22 protein-coding genes are annotated in these 24,516 nt (G+C 42.4%); 18 read left to right on the top strand and 4 right to left on the bottom strand.

What is annotated here, in order from left to right; translation table 11 throughout:
* The first annotated feature begins 6 nt into the window (after nt 1-6).
* The 5 genes from ccoO to CXF62_RS07345 all read left to right on the top strand — a co-directional run bounded on the left by ccoO (nt 7) and on the right by CXF62_RS07345 (nt 4,705).
* Nucleotides 7-645, top strand: a complete 639-nt coding sequence (gene ccoO / locus CXF62_RS07365) for a cytochrome-c oxidase, cbb3-type subunit II (RefSeq protein WP_102093628.1) — start codon at nt 7-9, stop codon at nt 643-645.
* Nucleotides 645-827, top strand: a complete 183-nt coding sequence (locus CXF62_RS07360; RefSeq protein WP_010199605.1) for a CcoQ/FixQ family Cbb3-type cytochrome c oxidase assembly chaperone — start codon at nt 645-647, stop codon at nt 825-827. The genes ccoO and CXF62_RS07360 overlap by 1 nt, the downstream gene beginning before the upstream one ends.
* Nucleotides 824-1,969: a c-type cytochrome gene (locus CXF62_RS07355; protein ID WP_102093627.1), complete on the top strand. Its 1,146-nt coding sequence runs from the start codon at nt 824-826 to the stop codon at nt 1,967-1,969. Before CXF62_RS07360 ends, CXF62_RS07355 begins: the two co-directional genes overlap by 4 nt.
* A 526-nt stretch (nt 1,970-2,495) precedes the next feature.
* A complete protein-coding gene (ccoG, locus tag CXF62_RS07350) occupies nt 2,496-3,905 on the top strand; it encodes a cytochrome c oxidase accessory protein CcoG (protein WP_102093625.1) in 1,410 nt (469 codons plus the stop codon).
* 218 nt (nt 3,906-4,123) lie between these two features.
* A complete protein-coding gene (locus tag CXF62_RS07345) occupies nt 4,124-4,705 on the top strand; it encodes a FixH family protein (RefSeq protein WP_102093624.1) in 582 nt (193 codons plus the stop codon).
* A 97-nt stretch (nt 4,706-4,802) separates the two neighbouring features.
* Here CXF62_RS07345 and ttcA read toward each other — a convergent pair whose 3' ends face one another.
* Entirely contained in the window at nt 4,803-5,825 is a 1,023-nt protein-coding gene (gene ttcA, locus CXF62_RS07340; RefSeq protein ID WP_102093657.1) for a tRNA 2-thiocytidine(32) synthetase TtcA, read from the bottom strand.
* Between the two features lie 434 nt (nt 5,826-6,259).
* Between ttcA and queC the strand changes: the two genes are divergently transcribed.
* The 12 genes from queC to CXF62_RS07280 all read left to right on the top strand — a co-directional run bounded on the left by queC (nt 6,260) and on the right by CXF62_RS07280 (nt 19,831).
* Nucleotides 6,260-7,036, top strand: coding sequence for a 7-cyano-7-deazaguanine synthase QueC (gene queC / locus CXF62_RS07335; RefSeq protein ID WP_101205716.1), 777 nt, complete (start codon nt 6,260-6,262; stop codon nt 7,034-7,036).
* A 344-nt stretch (nt 7,037-7,380) separates the two neighbouring features.
* Nucleotides 7,381-7,710 carry a hypothetical protein gene (locus CXF62_RS07330; protein WP_057760815.1) on the top strand — a complete coding sequence of 110 codons (330 nt, stop codon included), beginning with the start codon at nt 7,381-7,383 and terminating at the stop codon, nt 7,708-7,710.
* A gap of 175 nt (nt 7,711-7,885) precedes the next feature.
* The gene (locus CXF62_RS07325; protein WP_102093622.1) at nt 7,886-8,383 is read left to right on the top strand and encodes a peroxiredoxin; all 498 of its coding nucleotides are present in this window, start codon (nt 7,886-7,888) and stop codon (nt 8,381-8,383) included.
* 144 nt (nt 8,384-8,527) lie between these two features.
* Nucleotides 8,528-10,018 (top strand): dihydrolipoyl dehydrogenase, encoded by a 1,491-nt coding sequence (locus tag CXF62_RS07320; protein ID WP_102093621.1) that lies wholly within the window; start codon nt 8,528-8,530, stop codon nt 10,016-10,018.
* Between the two features lie 160 nt (nt 10,019-10,178).
* The gene (locus CXF62_RS07315; RefSeq protein WP_228153189.1) at nt 10,179-11,363 is read left to right on the top strand and encodes a mechanosensitive ion channel family protein; all 1,185 of its coding nucleotides are present in this window, start codon (nt 10,179-10,181) and stop codon (nt 11,361-11,363) included.
* 151 nt (nt 11,364-11,514) lie between these two features.
* On the top strand, nt 11,515-13,821 hold the full coding sequence (gene rlmKL / locus CXF62_RS07310) for a bifunctional 23S rRNA (guanine(2069)-N(7))-methyltransferase RlmK/23S rRNA (guanine(2445)-N(2))-methyltransferase RlmL (RefSeq protein WP_102093617.1): 2,307 nt from the start codon (nt 11,515-11,517) through the stop codon (nt 13,819-13,821).
* Nucleotides 13,822-14,100: 279 nt separating this feature from the next.
* On the top strand, nt 14,101-14,676 hold the full coding sequence (locus CXF62_RS07305; RefSeq protein ID WP_057760825.1) for a TerD family protein: 576 nt from the start codon (nt 14,101-14,103) through the stop codon (nt 14,674-14,676).
* Nucleotides 14,677-14,903: 227 nt separating this feature from the next.
* Nucleotides 14,904-15,971, top strand: a complete 1,068-nt coding sequence (locus tag CXF62_RS07300) for a DUF475 domain-containing protein (RefSeq protein ID WP_102093616.1) — start codon at nt 14,904-14,906, stop codon at nt 15,969-15,971.
* Between the two features lie 265 nt (nt 15,972-16,236).
* Nucleotides 16,237-17,157: a glutaminase gene (locus CXF62_RS07295; protein WP_102093615.1), complete on the top strand. Its 921-nt coding sequence runs from the start codon at nt 16,237-16,239 to the stop codon at nt 17,155-17,157.
* Between the two features lie 454 nt (nt 17,158-17,611).
* Nucleotides 17,612-18,187, top strand: coding sequence for a TerD family protein (locus tag CXF62_RS07290; RefSeq protein ID WP_057760832.1), 576 nt, complete (start codon nt 17,612-17,614; stop codon nt 18,185-18,187).
* Nucleotides 18,188-18,393: 206 nt separating this feature from the next.
* Nucleotides 18,394-19,146, top strand: a complete 753-nt coding sequence (locus CXF62_RS07285) for a TIGR00266 family protein (RefSeq protein ID WP_102093613.1) — start codon at nt 18,394-18,396, stop codon at nt 19,144-19,146.
* 76 nt (nt 19,147-19,222) lie between these two features.
* A complete protein-coding gene (locus CXF62_RS07280; RefSeq protein WP_057760836.1) occupies nt 19,223-19,831 on the top strand; it encodes a TerD family protein in 609 nt (202 codons plus the stop codon).
* A 123-nt stretch (nt 19,832-19,954) separates the two neighbouring features.
* Here CXF62_RS07280 and CXF62_RS07275 read toward each other — a convergent pair whose 3' ends face one another.
* Entirely contained in the window at nt 19,955-21,229 is a 1,275-nt protein-coding gene (locus CXF62_RS07275; RefSeq protein ID WP_102093612.1) for a TerD family protein, read from the bottom strand.
* 288 nt (nt 21,230-21,517) lie between these two features.
* Here CXF62_RS07275 and CXF62_RS07270 point away from each other — a divergent pair, with 288 nt between their 5' ends.
* Nucleotides 21,518-22,657, top strand: coding sequence for an ATP-grasp domain-containing protein (locus CXF62_RS07270; protein ID WP_102093610.1), 1,140 nt, complete (start codon nt 21,518-21,520; stop codon nt 22,655-22,657).
* Nucleotides 22,658-22,784: 127 nt separating this feature from the next.
* Here the strand turns inward: CXF62_RS07270 and CXF62_RS07265 are convergent, their stop codons facing one another.
* A complete protein-coding gene (locus tag CXF62_RS07265) occupies nt 22,785-23,525 on the bottom strand; it encodes an MHYT domain-containing protein (RefSeq protein WP_102093609.1) in 741 nt (246 codons plus the stop codon).
* A gap of 122 nt (nt 23,526-23,647) precedes the next feature.
* The gene (locus tag CXF62_RS07260) at nt 23,648-24,355 is read right to left on the bottom strand and encodes a hypothetical protein (RefSeq protein ID WP_102093607.1); all 708 of its coding nucleotides are present in this window, start codon (nt 24,353-24,355) and stop codon (nt 23,648-23,650) included.
* Nucleotides 24,356-24,516 lie beyond the last annotated feature (161 nt).

The raw sequence follows: 24,516 nt of genomic DNA, 5'->3' as shown, positions 1-24,516 counted from the left end.
GCGATCATGGCTGGTACACCGCATGAAATTATTGAAAAAAATACAGGCTTGTTAGTCATTGGTATCGTGATTGCTATTAGTTTTGCAACTCTAGTTGAAATCGTGCCATTGATCTATGACAACAAGGGTCCTGAAGAAGGTGGGGTGAACGCTCCCCTTCCTGCAATGGAGCCTTGGACAGCGCTTGAATTTGAAGGTCGTGATATTTATATTCGTGAAGGATGTCACGTTTGTCATACTCAAATGGTTCGCCCACTACGTGCAGAAGTTGAACGTTACGGACCATATTCACGTGCCGCTGAGTCGACGTGGGATCATCCATTCTTATGGGGATCGAAACGCACTGGACCAGATTTAGCACGTGTTGGTGGCCGTTATTCTGAAGACTGGCAAAAGCAGCATTTGATTGCACCACGTTCGCTAGTGCCTGAGTCAGTTATGCCAGGTTTCCCTTGGTTAGCGACTAACGAAGTAGATGGCGAAAACGTTCAAGCTAAAATGCGTCTATTCCGCGATCGCTTCGGTGTTCCTTATACTGAAGAAGACATTGAAGGTGCTCCAGATGCAGTGCTTGGCGCTACTGAGCTTGACGCTTTGGTCGCCTATCTACAGCAGTTAGGTACCGCAATGGAAGGACAGCGCTAATGGGTATTGGTGAATTACAAACAATTGCGACCGTTTCTGCCTTTGTTGCCTTTGTAGGCGTTGCATGGTGGGCGTATTCGCCAAAAAACAAAAAACGCTTCGAAGAAGATGCACAACTTGCGCTTGATGACGAGGATATAAAGTCTCTGTCTGAAGAGCAGCGCAATAAGGATAAACGATGACATTTTTTTGGAGTTCTTGGATCACTGTATTTAGTTTTGCTTGTTGGCTATTTATTCTTGGCGTCCTTTTGATGGTTCTAAAGTACAAGCCAGAAGTAGAAGAAGACGGTACAACAGGTCATGAATATGATGGCATCCGAGAATACGACAAACCCCTGCCCAAGTGGTGGTTAGTGATATTTTTTGGCTCAATCGTCTGGGGCATCGCTTACTGGGTGTTTTTCCCAGCCATGTTCCCGAAACACTGGGAAGGTATCGCCACCGTAGAAGTCGATGGCGAAACGGTACCTTGGACCTCTAAAAACGAGTTGTTCAGTGAGCTTGAAAGCAACAACAAAGTATTTACTGATAACTTTGAAAAAAGCATTTTGGTAAAAGCAGACGCTGCAGGCGCGACTACGACACTTGGTACGCTAAACGAGTTACAAGCGACCATGCGTCGTAGCGAAAACCCACCAGCAGATCTACAGACTAAAATTGACGAAAAAGTTGCAGAACTTGCTCCTTACGTCGAGAAACTGTCTGAAAATCCAAATGCTTTAAAAGTTGGTAGCCGCTTGTTCCTACAGAACTGTTCTGTATGTCATGGCTCTAACGCTAAAGGTGCGACAGGCTACCCTAACCTAACAGACAATGATTGGTTATACGGCGGCGAAGCTAGCAACATTCTGACTACGCTACATAATGGTCGTATTGGCGGTATGCCTGCTTGGCGCGATCAGATCGGCGAAGACGGTGTACGTGCAGCTTCTGAATATGTATTGTCACTATCTCCAAATAACGGTAGTAAGAGTAACGGTGAACTTGACCAAACTTTGGTTAATCAAGGCGAAGCTATCTTTAAGCAGCAGTGTGCACTATGTCACTCTGAAAGCGGTAAAGGTATGATTTCAGCAGGTGCACCAAACTTGACTGACAACATCTGGTTATATGGCGGTGAGCGTGAGACTGTACGTAATACATTACGTTATGGCCGTGCTGGCGTTATGCCTCAGTGGGAAACTAAGCTAGGTAATGAGCGCATCATGCTACTTGCTGCTTATATCTACTCACTATCAGATAAAACAGGCAAATCACCTGAAGCAGCACCAGTTACTGCTGCTACTCAGCCTGTAGCAACTGAAGAAGCAACTGCTAACTAATACGTTGTTACTGTACTGAATATGGACGAGATTTAATGAAGGGAGAACTGTTATTGCAGTTCTCCCTTTTGCGTATAGCGGTATTGTTTTTTATTTAGAAATGACAGTGATGAGCGGCTATCAACACTAGAAAACGTTCTCGTATATTCGTTGCTTTTTACGATTATCACCCCATTATTAGTAGGGAGAATGTTAGAATAGCTATTTTTTAAAATAGTCTATTGGTCATGGCTTTATATCGCTCTGACTCAATCACATAACACGATAGTCAATTTCGCATAAATCAGATACAGGCTTGTTTAGCCTACTACTTGTAGTACCTTTACTCCCCTTGCCTGTATCAAGGTTATGTTGAACCGACTATATTTACAATCGATCATTTGGTAAGCAGATTAGAAAGTTTTTTATCGAATTTTTTATCCGCTATTTACTGACATTGATAACATCATACACTCATATACCTCGACGCTAGAGGTGTTTGTTCATCATGCCAGCAGACTGATTCTTTTTTTAAAGAGGCACGTTTATGTCAGCACAACAATCTAATAAAATCCCCGTACAGCAGGTCGATCTGGATGCAACCAAGCATCGTGTACACCCGAGGTTTGTCACAGGTTTTTATCAAAATATTCGTGTCATCACGATGTATGCTCTTTTGGCGGCTTTTTTACTTTTGCCGTGGCTGCGCTATAATGGCAGACAAGCAATATGGTTTGATGTTCCCTCACAGCATTACTATATTTTTGGTTTGACTTTTTTGACTCAAGATTTTTATTTTATTGCCGCATTTGCCATTATTGCAGCGTTTACTTTGTTTATGGTGACTGTATATGCTGGCCGCGTTTGGTGTGGTTATGCTTGTCCACAAACCATCTGGACGCATCTCTACCAGTACGTTGAAAAATGGGTCATTGGTGATCGTAATAAACGCATCAAGTTTGATAAAGCACCGTTAAGTGCGAGCAAAGTGTTCAAGCGCACGGTGGTATATTCAATTTGGTTTTTGCTTTCTGTGATTACAGCAGCGACCTTTGTTAGTTATGTGGCGGGAACAGATTCTCTATATCACAGCTGGCAGTCAATAGGAGTAATTCCATTCCCTGACTGGCCAACATGGGTATGGGTTTCAATGTTTATCTTCACCTTCGCTACTTATGCCAATGCAGGCTACATGCGTGAGCAGATGTGTGTACAGATTTGTCCTTATGGCCGCTTTCAGAGTGTGATGTTTGATAAAGACACATTGATCGTATCTTATGATTATGAACGCGGTGAGCCACGCGGTGCCCGTAAAAAGGGCACAAATCCAGAGCACCTGGGCGACTGCATTGAATGTACCATGTGTGTGCAGGTCTGCCCTACTGGTATCGATATTCGTGATGGTTTGCAAGTTGGCTGTATCCAGTGTGCAGCTTGTATTGATGCCTGTAACGAAGTGATGGACAAGGTCGGCTATCCGCGTGGACTGATTCGTTATACGACCGAACGTCAGTTAGCAGAAAAAGAGCCAAGCCGCGTACTACGCCCACGATTATTTGCTTACTTGACATTGTTAGCCGTACTATGTGGCGGTGTTATATATGCGCTGACCGATCGCGTGCCCTTAGAGATTGATATTCGCCGTGACCGTAATCAGTTGTCATCTATCAATACCCAAGGCATGATTGAGAACAGCTATATCGTCAAGCTGACCAACAAAACCCAAGAGCCTCACAATTATAAAATAACGCTCGCACCGCAAGAGGGTTTGAGTTTAGAGCTACGCTTCAACGATGTACCTTTAGAAGCAGGCGAAAGCTTCGATATGCCAGTTAGTATTTATGGTGATCCTGATGTGATAGAGTTTGGCCAAACGCCTGTCACGCTAAATGTAAGTAGCGAAAATGGCAAGTATAAGGTAAGTAAGCAAAACATCTTTACGACCCAAGGTCAGTAAGTCATCAGCAGCCCTATTGTTTAATTTCATGTATGTCATTCGGTCGTCTGTAGCTAGTGCAAGTAGTTAAATAGCTAATTGTTATAGTGATAGGCTATCGAATAAATGTTTTACCATTAAACTGGCAGCGCTTAGCCGTCAAATTGTCCGTTGATACCATTTGTCGATATCTGATAAGCAGATCTTTGATAAATAAGTATCTGATGAATAGGTATTTTATGTCTAATCCAGCACCGAACTTTAAACATCAAGATAAGCAGCCATGGTATAAAAATTACATGGTCGTTATCTTTGTGATTGGCATGCCTGCTGCGGTCGTGATCGCTTGTATTTGGTTTGTTTATTACTCTTACCAGATCCGTGATAGCGTGGTACGTGACGACTGGTATATGGATGGCAAAACGCTCTATCATGATGTATCCCGTGATAAGCTCACGTATGACTTAGACTTGCATGGACAAATGCAGTTTGCAGAAAATGGCGATATTGTGTTTTATCTTAACTACCCTGAGCAAAGCGTCCAGTCAGGCAAGCTGCTAAACGGCACACCACTTACTTATCCTGATACGTTGGAACTTTCTATTTCTCATGCAACGGATATCAAAAAAGACCGCGATGTTGTCCTTAAGCATGTTGAGGGCAATAAATACAGTGCACAAGTCGATATTGATCCTGTAAAAGCCAAGTATTACCTACAGGTTAGCAACGACGGTAAAGATGATTGGCGTATGCAAGATGTCGCAAAACTGCCTCGTTCAAAGGTCAGCTTTGACCCACTACCAGTTTTTGCTAAGAGTTAATACTGTTAGTAGCACTTAGACGTGAAAAAACCAGCCAATCTCTGACGAGTGGCTGGTTTTTTTTGAGCTATTTAATATAGCCCTAATTCATAAACTACTAAATCACAGGGTTAATCGTTGGAATTTTCTGTGCTTTACGCTCGTTTTGTGCGGCTTTATCCGTCTCTGTTGAATAAGGCTTATCACTAGCGAACTTAGGATTGAACGTTTGCGTCCTTGGCGATACAGGTAAACCAATCTCAGCCAAACTATCTGTCTGACCAGCTTGAATATTGTCGCCTTCAAATAAACGCTCATCATTATCGCGATCAAGACTGAGTGTTTCAAAATCAAACAATTCACGATCAGCTAACTGTGATGGCGCGACGTTTTGCATGGCCTTAAAGATAGAAGCCAAACGCTGCGGATGAGCATCATCCCATTCACGGAGCATATCGTTGATGATGGCGCGTTGTAGATTGGTCTGGCTACCACACAGGTTACAAGGAATGATTGGGAATTCCTTTAATTTGGCATATTCAATAATGTCTTTCTCTTCGACATAGGCCAATGGGCGAATCAGCATATTTTGCTTGTCATCACTCAGCAGTTTGGGCGGCATGGATTTGAGCGCACCACCATGGAATAAATTCAAAAAGAAGGTCGCTAGCATATCGTCACGATGATGGCCAAGGGCAATCTTAGTCGCGCCAATTTGTTTAGCAAAGCCATATAGTGAGCCGCGGCGCAGACGAGAGCACGCAGAGCAGTAAGTCTTGCCTTCTGGCACCACACTTTTGACGATGCTATATGTGTCTTTTTCTAAAATATAGTGGGCAATGCCCTGCTCGTTTAGATACGCAGGTAAGATGTCTTCCGGATAGCCTGGCTGCTTCTGATCAAGATTGACAGCGACGATATCAAAATGAATCGGTGCAATGCGTTTTAGCAGTAATAAAATATCAAGTAAGGTATAGCTGTCTTTACCACCCGAAACACAGACCATCACCACATCGCCATCTTCGATCATATTAAAATCGCGGATTGCCCAAGAGACTTGGCGACGCAGCTTCTTTTGTAGTTTACGAAAGTACGCTGATTCGGTAGGTGCTTGCGCATCGGCAAACTGCTCATCAATCATGTCCTCATCATTGCCATCTTCAGAGACGTCATCGTACTCTCTACTGTCAGTACTGATGTCTAAAGCCTGAGTATCAAAGCTCGTTGCATCAGATACATCATCAGCTTGAGAAGGAATATTTGGCGTAAATAAGGTTGCTGCGATCATAAGTTACTCAATATCTTTATAAGGGTGATTTTACTATAAAGCGATTTGCGATAAGGCTTTTAAAGCATTATCACCAATGTCATGTGACTGATACTTTAAAAGCTGCGATTATAACAAATATTGCTAACAGATTGAAAAGATGACAGTAATACCGACTTTATTTTATTACGATGCTGTTTAAATTTGCTTTGGTAGCTTAGTGACGGGTGATTGGTCGCTTCGTGGTTCTGTAGTAGACGTATTTTTGCTAAAATAGCCGTTTTCGTAAACCAATAATAGATATCACTATGACTAACGTTACTTTGCAAAACACCCCCAATCAAGTATCAGATGCTGATTTAGCTGCTCTTACCAAAAGCCAGAATGCGGTTGTCCTTTTATCAGGCGGTCTCGATTCGGTGACTTGCTTATATTGGGCAAAAGCGCGCTATGCATCAGTAACAGCAGTCAGCTTTAACTATGGTCAGCGTCATAATAGTGAACTTGTGGCCGCAAAGACCATCGCTGAGACAGCAGGCGTCAATCATAGAATCATCGATATTGATATCGCACAACTGGGTGGCTCTTCATTGACAGACCACAGTATGATCGTGCCAGACGGTGATTCGGACAAATTCCCTAGCAAAAAACGCGACGAAATCGATAACGACGCTATTCCTAATACCTACGTGCCTGCGCGCAACACAATATTCTTATCGTACGCGTTAGCAGTCGCCGAAGTCGCTGATGCAAATCATATTGTCATCGGTGTCAGCTCAGTTGACTATTCTGGCTATCCTGATTGTCGCCCAGAGTATATAGCTGCCTTTGAACATATGGCCAACCTTGCGACAAAAGCGGGCGTTACTGGTCATCGCTTATCGATTCAAACGCCATTGCAGCAATTATCAAAAGCCCAAACTATTGAGCTTGGTCTGTCATTAGGTGTCGATTATGGACAGACGATTTCTTGTTATCGTGCAGATGCCAATGGGCTTGCTTGCGGTGTTTGTGATAGTTGCGCATTGCGTCGTCAAGGCTTTGCCCAAGCTGGCGTAACCGACCCTACTCATTATCAGTCTTAATTAATTTTAGTCAGTCCTATATAAGTTGGGTACGGTATCAGGCGCGCTTAGTCTACTACTCGTATTACGTTTACTCGCCTATCTTGTACCCAAATCATATAAAGCTAACTATGTATTAGCGCTAAATGTTGCGTGGCATGACGATACCCATCAACATTCGCGCAACATTCGCTTGCATTAACACAGCACGTCGTTCTTGTATTCTAATCGACATACTTGCTATCGTATGAACGATTATATTTATCGAAAGATGTACCTGACGATATCGGTCACTCATATATTGATGAGTTGACTTTGCATTGAGCAAAAGATAAAAAATTGACGCTACCCGTAAGAGGAAATTTATGAAGTTGTTGCCAGTACTACCCCTAGCCTTAGCGGCCCTGTTTGCCATGCCACAAGCCAACGCTGCTGACATTAAGCAAGACAATATCAATTCATGTGTCAATGGCGCAGTCAAATACAAAGTCGCTGACAAAAGCAACGCAACCAAACTATGTAACTGTACTATTGGTGTGCGCAGCAACATGACTATCGGTCAAATGTGGGAAATCGAAAGCTACGCACAAGACAAGAAAGACCCTTCTAACCTGCCATATGTGAAAGCGATGCAAAAAGATTTGCAGCAGTGCACCGTTGGTTTGGATTTGAAGAAGCCGCAAAAACCTGCTTAACTTCTAATCGTTTGATATACAAAAGACTGGCTATTGCCAGTCTTTTTTGTTGCCAATGAATGGGCAAAGTGTAAAACTGATTATTTATTTCTACTAATCTGCCTATAATAAGAACACTATAAATAGAACCATCATTAAGCCAATACACATAACTAAAACTAATAAGGATTTTACAATGGCCAAGCCAACAACAGAAACCATTCACCTACCTGATTTTCCAGTAACTATAGTACGCAAGCTTGCTGGCAATTTTATTCATGATGAAATCAATTTAAAAGAAATGGTCGCTAATACTGATAAAGGCTTGATTTTATATTTTTATCCCAAAGACAATACGCCAGGTTGCACCACACAGGCAACAGAGTTTACCTCGCACCTTCATGATTTTGACGAATTGGGCTACGACATTATCGGCGTCTCTCGTGACAGCGTTGAATCTCATGAAAAATTTATCGACAAGTATGATTTACAGATTCCACTCATCAGTGATGCCGACGAAAAGCTATGCCAGTATTTTGACGTTATCAAAGAAAAGAATATGTATGGCAAAGTTACGTTAGGCCTTGTACGTTCAGCATTTGTATTCAATAAAGACAGCGAGCTGACTCATGCGCAGCGTAATCTACGTGCCAAAGACTACACCAGTCGCTTACTGACTATATTGGCGCCGTAATTATTGGTTCTGTAATTAAATTAGTATTATTGACGTTATAGTTGAATCAGTATTAATCATAAGAACGATAAAAACCGAATAAAAAATATAAGCCAAGAATTCAGTCTATTACTGAATATAACCTTGCCCCTATTAGAGAATAATATGAATAAACAATCTGACACGACCACCGACGATACGCCGAAAGAAGTCACGCGCAAAGTATCTGTCGCTATTATTGGCGCGGGTACCGCAGGTCAAAATGCGTTTCGCCAAGCAAGTAAAATCAAAGATGATGTGGTCATTATTAATGAAGGGTTTTGGACCACGACCTGTATTGCGGTCGGCTGTATGCCTAGTAAGCTGTTAATTGCAGCTGCTGATCGCGCACATGATGCCAATCATTCTGCTGAATTTGGTATCCATGCGACCGCGCAAATCGATGGCAAACGAGTCATGGAGCGTGTACGTGACGAACGCAGTCATTTTGCCAGCTACATTAAAAAACAAGTAGACAGCTGGCCTGATCATAAGAAAATCGACGGTCGTGCTCGTATCAATGAGCAAGGGCTAATCGAGGTCAATGATGAGCTGATTGCTGCTGAGCAAATCATTGTCGCCACAGGTAGCTCGCCGTTTATTCCTGATGGATGGGCGGATAAGCTTGGTGATACCATGCTAACATCTGATAGTGTCTTTGAGCTTGAAGACTTACCAAAAACGATGGCTGTCGTCGGTGCTGGTGCCATTGGTCTAGAGCTTGCACAAGCATTCACACGTTTAGGTGTAGAAGTCACGCTGCTAAACCGTGCCAAACAAGTGGCTGGTCTAAAAGATGATAATATTAATAATAAAGCCATGGATTGCTTAAGTCATGAATTAACTATGCATCTAGGCAGCGAAATTACCGATGTAGGCACAAAAGCAGATGAAGGTAATAAAAGTGCATTTATCGAGTATGAAGACAGCTCTGGTGAGTCTCAGCAATGGCAAGGCGAGTACGTATTAGTTGCTACTGGTCGTCGCAACAATATTAAGCAGCTAGGTGTCGAAAACTTGGGCGTTGAGCTAGACGATAAGAACCGTCCAAAAGATTTAAGTAAAAAAACAGGCCAAATTGGCGACTTAAACGTTTATATCGTTGGTGATGCCAATGCTAATATTCCGTTACTGCATGTGGCCAGCGATGAAGGCTATAGTGCGGGCAGCATGGTCTGCGAAAATACAGAAGCGGCCTATATTCGCCCACCTGCGACGCCGTTTTCTATCGTATTTTGCTCACCGCAAATCGTCAATGTTGGTATGTCTTTACCAGAGATTCAAAAAGATTCAGAACTTGAATTTGTTATCGGTAGTGTGAGCTTTGATAATCAAGGACGTAGCCGTGTAATGGGTGTCAATTGCGGGCTGCTACATATCTATGGCTGCAAAAAGACAGACAGAATTTTAGGTGCTAGTATGGTCGGTCCTGATGCTGAATATATCGGTCATATACTTGCTACAGCGATTACCAATGATTTGAGTATCAAGGCTATGCTCGATACCCCTTTTTATCACCCAACGATACTAGAGGGGCTACGTACAGCGTTACGTGATGTGCAGTACAAAATGGAGATACCTTTCCAATCTTTAGATACCCAAAAGGATAGTTCTTAATTGACCATTTAGCTAAGTCCTCAAGTTAGCAATGCTTTCAATTTGGTAGTAATTAGTTTTAAGCGTTACTTTATTTGATTGCCTTGACGACTTGAGGTAATTTATAAATATATATTCATTTATAATTTTTTGTACAAACACATCCTGCATGGACGAAAAAATGCCAATCGCTAGTGTTACCGACTTTTTTAAAGAGATCATTCGCGACTTACATACTAGCCTATATCTTGCTCTCGGCGGCTCTATCGATGAAGAGTCCCTTAATTGGTCCTCTCAAGCAGTAGAACTGGCGAGCACTGGCATCAAAATCCTAATACTGCTTGCGGTATTGGGATTTTTTTATTGGTTGGCCAATTATATCCTTAGGCAAAGCCGCGCCAAAATTAGACTAAATGAGCGCCGCACCAAGATTGTCCGTTCAGTTTTGCGCTATGTCTGGATTGTCGCCAGTCTGATAGCGATTATGAGTCAGATAAACTTTGAGCCAGAAACCATCAAAGCCACTGCGAAGGCAAGCACTTGGGCGGGCATCTATTACGTACTTTGGGCATCATCAGGACAAATCATTCACAGAGTCCTACAGCATTATGGTCTCAATGCTTCCATAGAGCAGCTACTCAAAAATATTTTATCTGTACTACTATTGGTACTCGGGCTTGCCAGCGTTATGGCGCAATTTGGCTTTGACATCGTATCCTTAGTCGCAGGTTTGGGTATTGTTGGTTTGGCAGTAGGTTTCGCCGCTCAATCGACACTTGCTAATTTTATCGCTGGTATTACCATTCTGCTTGAGCAGTCTTTTCAAGTCGGTGATTGGATTCATATCAATGATAATGAAGGGCGTGTGGTACTTATCGCGTTGCGCACCACTCATATCCTCACTCGAGACAATATTACTGTCATTATCCCAAACTCTAACGTTGCCTCATCAGAAGTCATTAACCTGACTTCCAAGAACTTTATCCGTTTTGATATTCGCGTACGTATCGCGTTCGAAGATGATATAGAAACAGCTCGCAAGGAAATCTTGCAAGTACTCAGCGATACCGATGCGGTGCTTAATCGTCCTGAGACTTCAGCGACCGTGGCAGAAATTGGTGAGTACGGGGTATTCTTTATCGTACGCTTTTGGGTCAAACCAGCAGCCGTTGCCCGCATACCCAAAATCAAAGAAGTGCTACAAGAAGAGATTAAAATCGCGTTTGACGCGGCTAATATCTCTACGCCCTATCCGCATATGCGCTTGCTGATGCCAAAGGATGTTGACTACCCTATCGCGACCAAGCCCTTTGCAACCACCACTCAAATCGTCCCGGAGGAATTACCACTGACGAAGGGTGAGTAGAGAATTTATTGTCACGTATTTGACTATCACATAGTCAAAATCTTAAACACGGCTACTTTGAACCATCCTACTGTGAATTATGGTAAAATTGCCGGTTACACCGATTATCTTATTATTTGCTTTTTTGTCAATTTAGCCCACAGGTACCCGTATGACCGAACAAACCGCGCCCGCATCTCTAACAGCAGCTTCACCAGAGTTGTCGCTTGATCTTATTATTACCTGTGCCGATGGGCTTGAGTCACCATTGCAGACTGAGCTAACCAGTTTTGGCATTGACAGCGAAATCAAAAGTACCGGCCGTCTAGCTGTAACTGGTGGCTTACGTGAACTATATACCATCTGTCTATGGTCACGTGTGGCCTCACGAGTATTGATGCTGATTAAACGTAAAAACATCAATGCAGAATACGACGTTGCAGAGCAGCTATACGGCTTGGCAAAATCGGTCAATTGGACTGAGCAATTTAGCCTAGAGCAAACCTTTGCTATTCGTTTGTCTGTCGATAAGCGTGTCGCTGTCAGTCAGCAATTTGCCATGCTACGTATCAAAGATGCTATTGCCGATACGTTTAACGAAGTTTACGACAGCCGCCCTAACGTCGATAGCAAAAACCCAGACTTCTCTGTTTTTGCTACCATCAATGATAAGCAAGCTGAGTTGTATTTAGATTTATCTGGTACCAGTTTGCATCGCCGTGGTTATCGTGTGGCCATGACAGAAGCACCTTTAAAAGAAAACTTGGCAGCCGCCCTACTCTATAGCGCTGGTTGGCACAAGAAAAATGAAGCTGGCGACGCACCTTTCTATAATGCGTTAATTGACCCAATGTGCGGCTCTGGAACGTTCCTTATCGAAGCGTTATTGATGCATTGCGACTATGCCGTGGGTATCGACAAAGCCGCCAATCAATTTGGTTTTTATCAATGGCAACATCATGACGAGACGCTATGGCAGCAGATGATTGATGATGCACAGATACGTTTCCGTGAAGGCTTAGCCATCGCTAATGAGCAGCCAGACACCCTACCGCTGATTTTGGGATTTGATGCAGATAGTGGCGCGATTATCGCCACAGAAAAAAACCTGATTGCCGCTGGCCTACAAGACTTGCTACCGCTACTCGACATTGAAACGCGCGCCCTTGACCGGCTAAGCAGTGTGCTAAAGCCTTTGGTCGATGATGGTCGATTGAGCAACCCTCTAATTATCACCAACCCACCTTATGGTGAGCGTTTGGGCGATGAGGAGATGATTAAACCATTGTATCAAGCGATTGGGCTTATTCTGCAAGACAGCTTTGCCGGTAGCGGCATTGATCCGATGCTTGGTATATTGGCCTCTCATGTCGAGCAAGTCGATATCTTGCCGATTAAAGAGCCAAAAACCTTACGCTGTCATAATGGTGCCATTACCGTTTATTTCCGCTATGGCACATTGATTGCTGGGCAAACAGGCAATCTTGTGAGCCGCTTTGAGAAACGTGAGATTGAAGTAGAAGACGGTCAAGACTTTATTAACCGCCTGCAAAAGAATCTTGCCAAGCTGAAAAAACTGGCTAAAAAAGACAATGTCAGTAATATACGTGTCTATGACGCTGACCTGCCTGATTTTAAAGTGGCTATCGACTTATATGGTGACTACGCGCATGTGCAAGAATATGCGCCGCCGAAAACCATACCACCCGAGACCGCCAAAAAACGCTTTAACTTGGCATTGATGGGTATCCGTGAAGTCTTCGATATTAACCGTGAACAGATCTTTATCAAAACGCGTGCCCGTCAGTCTGGCAACGATCAGTACAGCAAGCAGAACACCACAGAAAAACGTGGCAAGTTTCATGTTGCGCGTGAAGATGGTGCTTACCTTTACGTCAATTTTACAGATTACTTAGATACTGGTCTGTTTATCGATCACCGTAATATGCGTGCTCGTATTAAGGACAACAGCCACGGTAAAGCAGTACTTAACCTGTTTGCTTATACTTGTACCGCAAGTGTGCATGCAGCGCTTGCTGGTGCGAAGAAGGTCACTAGCGTTGACTTGTCACAGAACTATCTAGATTGGGGCAAACAAAACTTTGTCTTGAACGGTTTGGATGTTAGCCGCAATAAGTACCAGTTCGTTGCTGCCGATATCTTTGAGTGGATTAAAGACAATACCGAACAGTTCGATGTTATCTTTATTGATCCACCAACCTTCTCAAACTCTAAGAAATTCCAAGGTACTTTTGATGTGCAACGTGACCATGCGGCATTGATTAATCGTGCCATGAACCGCCTCACCTCTGATGGTGTCTTGTACTTTTCTAACAACTTTACGCGTTTTGAGTTAGATGAGCAGTTGACTCAGCGTTATGAGATCATTGATATCACACAAAAAACCATTGGCTTTGATTTCAACATCAAAAAGCCGATTCATCAAAGCTTTGAGATTCGTCATCGTCAAAGTCTATAATTCGAAGTTTTAGATTTACAGTTTAGAATCTAAAGTCCGTAAACAGGATTTTGATAAGTAAGACTATAGATATATAGTGGCAATATAAGTACCTGAAACTTCTGTTTTTTGCCGAATGTATATGAAATATAACAATGGTCCAATCAGCTTTGATTGGGCCATTTTTTGTTGCTATGATAGAGCGTTACTAGGCGATGGATTTGCGCAGTTATTGCGTAAGCATCGCCTTTTTTCGATGACTTTATAAAACCACTAATGTCTAATAAAAAGGATAACACCATGGCTTTATCACTTAATAAAGGCGGTAATTTATCGCTAACGAAAACTGACCCAAATTTAACCAAGCTACTTATCGGTCTTGGTTGGGATGAGCGTGCCACTTCTGGTGCTGAGTTCGACCTTGATGCTAGCGTATTTTTGCTAAATGGCGCGGGTAAAGTGCGCGGCGATCATGACTTCATCTTTTATAATCAGCTGAAGTCTGACAATGGCGCTGTCGAGCATACTGGTGACAACCGTACTGGCGAAGGCGACGGTGATGATGAAGTTATCAAAGTAAACCTCACTCAAGTACCTGCAGACGTAGATAAAGTAGTCGTGACAGTGACTATTCATGACGCTGCAGCGCGTAGCCAGAACTTTGGTCAGGTCGCAAACGCCTTTATCCGTGTCGTTAACGAAGAGACTGGCACTGAAGTGGTACGTTTTGATCTAGCAGAAGACTACTCTGTAGAGACAGCGATGGTGTTTGGCGAAGTATATCGTCACAATGGTGAATGGAAATTCCGCGCTGTTGGTCAAGGCTATTCTGGCGGCTTGCAAGCGATGTGTCAGCAATACGGTGTTGATATCTAAAACCATTATTTACTGGTATTTAGTCTATTATTAGTCACCGTCATCACGTCCAAAATAGCAAACCGCCATCGTTGCAAATAGTCACAATTTTTAATGACCAAATGACTAGTAATGCTTTCCGTTTCGTTTAAAATTATGCATAAAAAGTGGTTAGCAATAACCGCTTTTTTGCGGTTCATGCCTATACTAGGTAGACCTTAGCTTTACGCAACCAGACAGGATGTGTCATGAGACATTTTTATTTAGACTTTATCTTCACTATCATTGCCTTAGCGATAGCGGCATGGTGGGGATATTCACATGGTGGTATGGGTGGGATGATCACCACGCTATCTATTACCGCTATTTTGGCCGTCATGGAGATTTCATTATCGTTTGATAATGCGGTGGTCAATGCTTCAGTCCTCAAGGGCTGGGACGAATTTTGGAAAAAGATATTTTTAACCGTTGGTATCCTAATCGCTGTATTCGGTATGCGATTGGTCTTCCCTATTGTCATCGTCGCGGTTACTGCTGACCTTGGTATGATGGAAGTCATTAACTTGGCTTTATATAGCCCTGAAGAGTACTCAGCAAGACTGATGGCACACCATGCGGAAATCTCAGCATTTGGTGGTATTTTCTTACTATTGGTATTCTTGAACTTTATTTTTGATGACAAAGAAGTACATTGGTTTGACTGGCTTGAGAGCCGTTTAGCCAAGCTAGGTAAAGTCGATGCCATGAGCGTATTTGTAGCGCTTATCGTCTTGATGATTGCGGTATCATGGGCCAATGCAGAGCAGTCAAGTGCTGTCCTAATCGCAGGTGTTTGGGGTATCTTGGTTTATCTGGGCGTACAGGTTGTATCAGGTATGCTTGAGGGCGATCTGGAAGAAGACTTAGAAAACGAAGAAAATGGTTCGGGCGCTGCGGCGACCAGTGCTATCATGAAAGGCGGTATCATTGGTTTCTTATACTTAGAAGTCCTAGATGCCTCATTCAGTTTCGATGGTGTGATTGGCGCATTTGCAATCACCAATGACGTAATTGTTATCATGTTAGGTCTTGCAATTGGTGCGATGTTCGTACGTTCTATGACTATCTTCTTGGTAGACAAAGGCACGCTTGACGAGTTCATCTATCTTGAGCATGGCGCACATTATGCAATCGGCGCATTGGCACTGATTATGCTATTGTCAGTGAAGTTCCATGTACCAGAGATTATCACTGGTCTGATTGGTATTGCCTTTATTGGTTGGGCGCTGCTAGCGTCACTTCAGCATCGTAAAGCTGAGAAAGCAAGCTTAAACTAAGGCATGTTCTCAGTGTAATCTGTATTCAGTGTAGTCTGTATCTAGTTATACATCTAAGCAGGTCATATCATCAGGTATGGCCTGTTTTTTTGTCATACTGTTTTTGTCACCCTATCAGGTCATATCGAAGTCCAAAAAATATCGAAATAACCAATAATTGAGACAATCAATGGTTAAAGTTACGTTTGCCCTGTTACTATTACCCTATCTTCAGTTAAAATCCTCGTCCTTAAATAAATTGTCGAAATAAGACCCTATAAACGATATGCAAAACATTCTTGATGATATTGCCGCAGAGATGGCAAGAGAAACTGATCGCGGCAAAGTAGCAGATTATATCCCGCAATTGGCTCATATTGATCCTAATCAGTTCGGTATAGCCGTAGCGACTCCTGATGGGCATATGTATACAGCAGGTGATGCAAGCACTCTGTTTTCCATCCAAAGTATCTCTAAGGTATTTACCTTAACCATTGGTCTTGGCAAGCTAGGCGATACACTTTGGACACACGTCGGGCGTGAACCATCTGGCGATCCTTTTAATTCAATTGTGATGCTCGAGCATGAGTCTGGTCGACCGCGCAACCCATTTATCAATGCTGGTGCCATTGCCGTGGTGGATGCTATTATGATGGGGCATAAACCCAAAGAAACACTGGGTGAAATCCTGCAGTTTGTTCACCTCATTGCAGATGATGAGTCAATTCGCTTTGATCACAAAGTAGCGGCTTCTGAGATGGCGCACAAGGACCGGAATGCCTCTCTGGCGCACTTTATGAAATCCTTTGGTCGTTTAAGACACGATGTGGACAATGTATTAGGTACGTATTTTCATCAGTGCTCAATTGCAATGAACTGCCAACAGTTGGCCAGCGCCGGTCTTTATTTAGTGTCTAACGGAGTTGATAAACACTCAGGAGTACGTGTAATCAATGAAAAACGAGCACGCCGTATTAACTCATTGATGATGATGTGTGGTCATTATGATGGTTCTGGCGAATTTGCTTACCGTGTGGGCTTACCAGGCAAAAGTGGTATTGGTGGCGGTATTTTGACGATAGCACCTGGTAAAGGGTCTATCGCTGTCTGGTCACCAGGGCTTGATCATGTAGGTAACTCTAAGCTTGGACTAAAAGCACTAGAGCGCTTTGTACAAAAAACTGGCTGGTCGGTTTTTGCAGAATAAGAGATACATGTATATTTATCTAAATAGGTTTTTTATATAATGCCATGCTCTCATACTAGCTGCGAAGCATACCTAAGCCATGAGTTAGTTTATTCTAAGCCCATATAGTCAGTCGGTGTTTTTTAAAGCGATTGTTTTATCTAAGCTACCTTTGTGCTAAATCCCTTTTGTATGAAACATTACTTTTCATAACAATATCTTAACGACTATTGCTAAGTTGATTAGAAATTATCAAAGATACAGAAGTATTATGTCCCTTAGTAAGCATATAGTAAGTGCACAAAATACGCCTTGCTTAGTGAGCAAACGCTTAGTATAGTAAAACGTAATGATATGCAGGGCATAGCGTACAGGTAAGTTTTTATTATTTGCTCTGAGGTATCAGTCACTGCACAACTTTTAGTTTATTTTTTATCACTCAATCCACTTAACTATTAATCCAAAGGATATTTGTATGGCTATTAGCTTAACAAAAGGCGGCAACGTAAACTTATCAAAAGAAGCGCCAGGTTTAACTAACATTACAGTCGGTCTAGGCTGGGATCCACGTGCCACTGACGGCCAAGAGTTTGATTTAGATGCAATCGGTTTCTTGATTAACGAAGCAGGCAAAGTCCGTAACGACCAAGATTTTATCTTTTTCAATAACCTAAAATCAGACAACGGTGCTGTTGAGCATACTGGTGATAACCGTACTGGCGAAGGCGATGGCGATGATGAGAAAATCAAAATCAATCTTGCAAGCATCCCAGCTGATGTCAACAAAGTAGCTATCTGCGCCATCATCTATGAAGGCCAAGCACGTAACCAAAACTTCGGTCAAGTTGGTGATGCTTATATCCGCGTTGTAAACGACAATGGCGAATCTGAAATCGCTCGTTACGACCTATCAGAAGACGGCAGTACTGAAACAGCAATGATTTTCGGTGAATTATATCGTCACAGCGGTGATTGGAAATTCCGTGCGGTTGGTCAAGGCTTCAGCGGTGGTCTTGGACCATTAGCAGCCTCTTATGGCGTAAATGTTTAACGTTAAAACCAACGTAAACGTTTAGCAAGCCAATTATCATAATCAGACGTCTGGTTATGATCTAATGAGCCATCAAGTGTGCCCCTTTAACGCATTTGATGGCTTTAAATTTAATTGGCTTATCATTAAAAGCTATAGAGCACATAAAAGCACACGCACACATTAAGAGCATTTAACAAAGATATTAGAATAAGGATTTGCAAGCCATGGCCGCAACATTCAGTTTAATCGGTACTATTGAACCTTTTTTGCATTGTAATCTTAAAAAAGGCGATTCAATTTATTGTGAAGCCAATGCAATGGTGATGATGGAGTCCAATCTTGAGCTGAAAGGTAAGCTACAAGGTGGGCTGATGCAGTCACTGATGCGCCGCTTTGCAAACGATGAATCGTTGTTTCAACAGCAGATTGAAGCGGTTAATGGTGAGGGCGACTGTCTGCTTTCGCCTACGCTCGATGGTGATATGCAAATCATAGAAGTTGGCAAACAGCAGTATACCTTGAGTGATGGTGCTTTTGTCGCGGCCCAAACTGGCGTCGATATCAGAGCCAATATTCAACGCAACTTAGGCGGTGCAGTATTTGGTGATACAGGCGGCTTTATGGTGATGCAGACCCAAGGCCAAGGCCAAGTCGTGGTATCTGGTTTTGGCTCGTTGTTTGAAATTGATGTCACACCAGACAAAGACGTCATCATTGATAATGGTCATGTAGTCTGCTGGGATTCGAATCTTGAATACAAGTTGTCAGTTTCGACCAGTAAGAAAAAAGGCATCATGAGCAATATTATTAACTCCGTCACCAGTGGCGAAGGTATGGTTCTGAACTTCTCAGGAAATGGCAAAGTCATTATTTGCTCGCGCAATCGTGACAGTTATCAAGGTTGGATACAAAGCGTCCTAGGTAGTAGCTCAGGCGGACGTGGTGGCGGTGGTGGCTTTTTAGACAATATCTTATAGTGCCTTTCGCAATTTATAACATTCTTTAGCATTATTTTTAAACGGTTTTACTCACAATTATTATAAGGATACTCACATGGCAGTTAGTCTTCAAAAAGGTCAAAAAATCTCCCTAAGCAAAGAAGCTGGTGGCGAGCTGACTCAAGTTAAACTAGGTCTAGGCTGGGATGTTGCTCAAGGGCCACAAGATAAAAAAGGTGGCTTCTTAGGAAAATTATTCGGCGGCGGTTCTGGCGGCGATTCTATCGATTTAGATGCTTCATGCATCATGTTCGATGCTAACAAGCAAGCGGTCGATGCAATTTGGTTCAGTCAGTTAAAATCGAAAGACGGCAGTATCGTGCATACTGGTGATAACCGTACTGGCGACGGTGATGGCGATGATGAAGTCATAAACGTTGACCTCTCAAGAGTACCTGCTAATGTGGTCTCATTGGTATTTACGGTCAATAGCTTTACTGGTCAAACGTTTGAGACAGTAGAAAATGCTTTTTGCCGTATCGTTAATGCCAATAACAATAGTGAAGTAGCACGTTATAACTTATCTGCCCAAGGTGGACACACAGCAATGGTAATGGCAAAAGTTTATCGTCACAATAATGAATGGAAAATGCATGCGATTGGCGAGACAGCTTCTGGCCGCACCTTCCACGACTTAATGCCTGCTATCACACCGCATGCATAATTGACTTGAGACTTTAACTGGATTATTACCAATCTAGTTAAATAGTTTATTTGAAAAAAGAGCGGTCCATCTATCAATAGTTGGGCCGCTCTTTTATATTTATTATTTAGATCTTAAAAAACACTATTTACGTCCACGTTTCCAACTAAAGCCCCAGTTAAACGCTTTGTCCATTTCTTGATGACCTTTGAAGTATTGGTTGATACGCTCAACATTGATACTGCCTTGTTGATTGACCAAACGGGCAATGGCACACATTGGTAGATTACCAGCACCTTCGGTCAAACGTGTCTCAATCGGTGATTGCTCTGGCACATGGATAGTCACAACCCCATCGGTTTTTTCCCAGTTAGGTGCGCCTTCGTAAATAAACGCAAAGATAAATACTTCTTCAATCTGCGACCATTGCTGACCATTGATATCTAGCCATTCACCGCCGCTTACCTGCCCCGTTCTATCATCCGCACGTAAACAAACATAAGGCGCTGATTGCAAGCTACCAAAGCGATTGCCCAACGCTTGAATCAAAGTTTTTTCACCATTTTTTAGATGAATCATAGCGCCAACATCTAGATCGATACCGCTTGATTGATGCTGCTTAAACAAATCACCCAGTATGCCTTTCTTAGGTGTTGATTTATCATTTTGCGGGCGTTGATTCCAATCTAAATTGACCGAAATTTTGCCAAAATCATCACGTTTTTTAAGATTAATGCTAGATTGATTTTTAGTTAAGGTTATTTTACTTAAGTTAATTGAAGAGTTAGCAGGAATCGGTGGCGGATTGTTGGCTTGAGACGTGTTGCCTGCTTTTTGCGTATTGATTGGTCGCTGCGTGTTGATAGGTTGAGGTTGGCTTTGTGCAGGGTTATGATTTTGGGCAGGCGCTTCATCAGCGATTTCCACACCAAAATGCTCAGATAAAGGCTTTAGCCCTCCCTCAAATCCTTGGGCAATAAAACGAAATTTCCAGCTTCCTTGTCTGCGATAGCATTCAGCCAATATAATGGCTTTTTCATTACGGCCTGCGCTACTCAGCTGACAGGTCATCAGTACTTGATTGCCTTGCAGAACTTGAATGTCCACATCGCCAACTTGTGACAGTGTTTGCGCACTAGAAAACGCTAGGGCAATTTTCTCAATACTTGCAGGCTGTGCAGACAAATTAATATCAAAAAACCCATCACTGTCATGACCACGGAAGCTAACATTACCATCATCGCTACGTGTCTGACCATAAAATATCATGTCTCCATCACCGCGTACTTTGCCGTCAGTAGTCAGACGATAAGCGGCACAATCGATGGCATTTTGGCTTAAAATACGAATGCTAATATTGTCAGTCGGTAGTGGCGCATTGGCACCTGCAATTAGTTTTTGAGGTTGGTTTTGACTCATCATACGTCCTTTGGATTATTTATTATGCTGTTGTCATTGTCATGCCTACTATCATCATATAGTAGCATGGATATCATGAATTTTTTGAATCAGACAATCGCGATATAAGCACTAAAGTCGTTCTTACAAATCCCTAGGACTATTTTATCAGAGGCGTTTATAACGCATATCATTTGTATATAATACGTCCTATTAAACCGTATACCTTTGCTAATATTACAACTAGATTTGCAGTAGCAGTATTGACTTGCCCATTCCCCTACACCTAATGATAACGCTGAGAGAATTATGAATAATCTTGCTGACAATAGTAACCCTTCAATACCAGTAGCAGCGTGGTTAGCTGAAGGTCAATCTAGCCAGCGTGATATGTTGGAGAGCTTACAAAGTCTAAAGAGCAAATCAAATAAGCCCTTTCAAGTTTTTGCCTCACACCGTCATGATAGACCTGAGATTTTCGAATTTGCCGATATGGTTTATCGCGAGCCATCTGACTCGATTATAGATACTGATATCCAAATGACTGATGAAACTGCCATACCACGCTGGCAATTCGTATTGGAGCAAGCTCAAAAGCATAACGTAAAAGTACTACTGACTGGGCGCAATGGTATTGATTATGAAGTGCATCGTGAGAAATTTGACGCTGCGGGTATTCGCTTATTGACGGGCGCAACCAGCGTAACGGCACTAGAATCAATCGATGATAAATTTGCTTTTATGCAGCATTGTCACACTCATAACATTCCAGTGGCAGACGCATGGCGTTTTGACAATACGGCGGAGCTTGAGGCTTTATTAGCCGAGCATGGTGACCAACCTCTATGTGTTAAACCTGTTGTCGGTATTTTTGCCCAAGGGTTTTGGCGACTGGACTCTGGTAAAGAATATGGCGAGCAATATGATAGCTTTGAGCACTTATATTTTACTGAAGAGAAAAAAATCAACACAGCTCAGTTTGTGAATGCCTATACCAACAGCCAAATGGTACACGAGCGCCCTATTCCAATGCTGCTAATGCCTTATCTGTCAGGGCAAGAGTACTCTATCGATGTAGTCTGTGAATATGGCGAAGTCCTAGCTGCTGTCACTCGTCATAAAACAGGAAAGATACAACACGTTGGTTATGAGCAGTCTGTCATGGATGTCGTAATCCCATTGATTAGGGCTTTTGGCTGTGATGGTATCGTCAGTGTACAGACCAAAGCTGATGATAGCGGTCAGCACCGAGTTCTTGAAATTAATAGCCGTCCATCAGGTGGCATTGGGTATACCTCTCATAGTGGGATTGATTTGACTCAAGCTGGATTTTCTTATTGGTTGGGGCTATCAGAGAGACCTAACTTAGAGACCAATATTCAGCATATTAAACCATGCCAAGTACGCTCTATTATGATGAGTGTCAAAATTGAAAAGGATGATGAATAAATAATCCGCTACGCATACACGTGGTTAGCAGATGATTTGAACGGACACAAAAAAGGTTTTTAGATATTAATCTAAAAACCCTTGTTTATTTTCATTTTTAATTGATATTAAAAATGAGCGTTTAAAATTACTCGCCAAATGCTAGTGTCGCTTGCTTAGGTGCATTTTTAGAAGCAATGACCCATAGTAAGCTCAATACGATTGCTGAACCGATGAAGATCATAATTGATGAAGATATGGCACCTGCATGCGTATAATCCATAGACATTGAGTGATCAGTCATCGTCATTTCCATCGCGGCTATCCCAGTGTAATGCATACCACAAACTGCCAGACCCATGATGAAGGCACTACCAAAACGCTGTAATGTACCACGTAGATTGAATGCCAACCATAGCGCAGCGATAGCAGCTGCAATAGCAATCACAATCGATAAGATAAGCAGCGGTATATTGTATGACATGGTAGCGTCCATCTGCATAGAGGCCATACCGGTATAATGCATAGCTGCAACACCCAGTCCAGTAAGTACGCCGCCACCGATTAACTTAGCAACGCTTGATTCACCGCGACCTACGATGACAATACCGACTGCAACGAAACAAATCGCGAGTAGCATTGAGACAATTGTTAGCCCTAAGTCATAAGTCACAGGCATCTTCATATCTACTGCCATCATACCGATATAATGCATAGACCAAATCGCACCACCGATAGCAATCGATGATAGCGCTACCCAAAAATACAAATCTGTTCCTGGCTTAGCAGAAGGTACTCGAATGGCAAGGTTTAAGCCAACATAAGAACCAAATACTGCAATGGCGTATGAGACCAATACCAAAAGTAAGTTATATTCAACTTCCATCATTTTTTTGCCTTTTATCTATCATAAGAATTGAGTCAAATAACGTTACTTTTATTGCAACACGGTGCGTCATTCGCTCGTTGATTTTTTTGCATAGACATGAAATTATCTACACACAATTTTTCCTACCCAATGGTAAATTCACAAATATTGGTACTACCGGCGCCGCAGTTAGTCTCTTCAACTTGAACCACATCTATAGCAGGGTTGCTTGCCAAAAAGCCTTCTATATAGCCCACAATAAAATGACATCCTGAGTGAGTATGATCTGACGACTTACAGAACGGACATTTGATTAAATAGATCACATTGTTTTTTGCTTTAACTTTAGACAGACCTTTCAGTGCTGGCACAAGCTCACGAGTGATCGTAGTAGGCATCTTCAGTGGACTGCCAAGTGAATAATCACGCTGGTAAATACCGCCGCCAACCTTACGACCCAACTCTTGCAATGCCGTCACACGTCGCTCAATAGGTAAACTATCTTCATACTGGCTGACAATATCTGCTATTTTAGGGTAATAAGCACCAATGGCTGATAAGACGCTTTTCTCATCCAATGTCTTTTTTGCAGGAGCAGCTGACGAGCCACCCTCTTCTTCTATTTCTAGATTAAAAAGCGTACAACCTTCAATTGAAGATAAATCCTCGATTAGATCTTCCTGCGTTTTAGAGCCCAGGCTTCTTGCGATCACATGAATGATATTACCACCATTCTCTGAAGGTTCTTGCTTTTGGGAGACTAGCTGATAACCTGCTTTGATAAGCGGCGAAATAACATTGACCAGACGAATACGTTCAGAAGACGTTTCTAATGCACAAGAGAATTTCACAGAGCACTCCTTTTCTTAAAATACTGCTACGCTTTCTTATATCAAGCCATCTAGATAAACTGATGTGAATAACGTTTCAAAGGTCCGACCAACTGGCTTTCTCACAATATAAAAGATATGCAGACATCAACCATGTGACAGTTTTTATATATCTTTTATAT

It is taken from the genome of Psychrobacter sp. MES7-P7E, from assembly GCF_002863645.1.
In the GTDB taxonomy this organism is placed as follows: Bacteria; Pseudomonadota; Gammaproteobacteria; order Pseudomonadales; family Moraxellaceae; genus Psychrobacter.
This window is presented reverse-complemented; position numbering and strand designations above follow the sequence as displayed.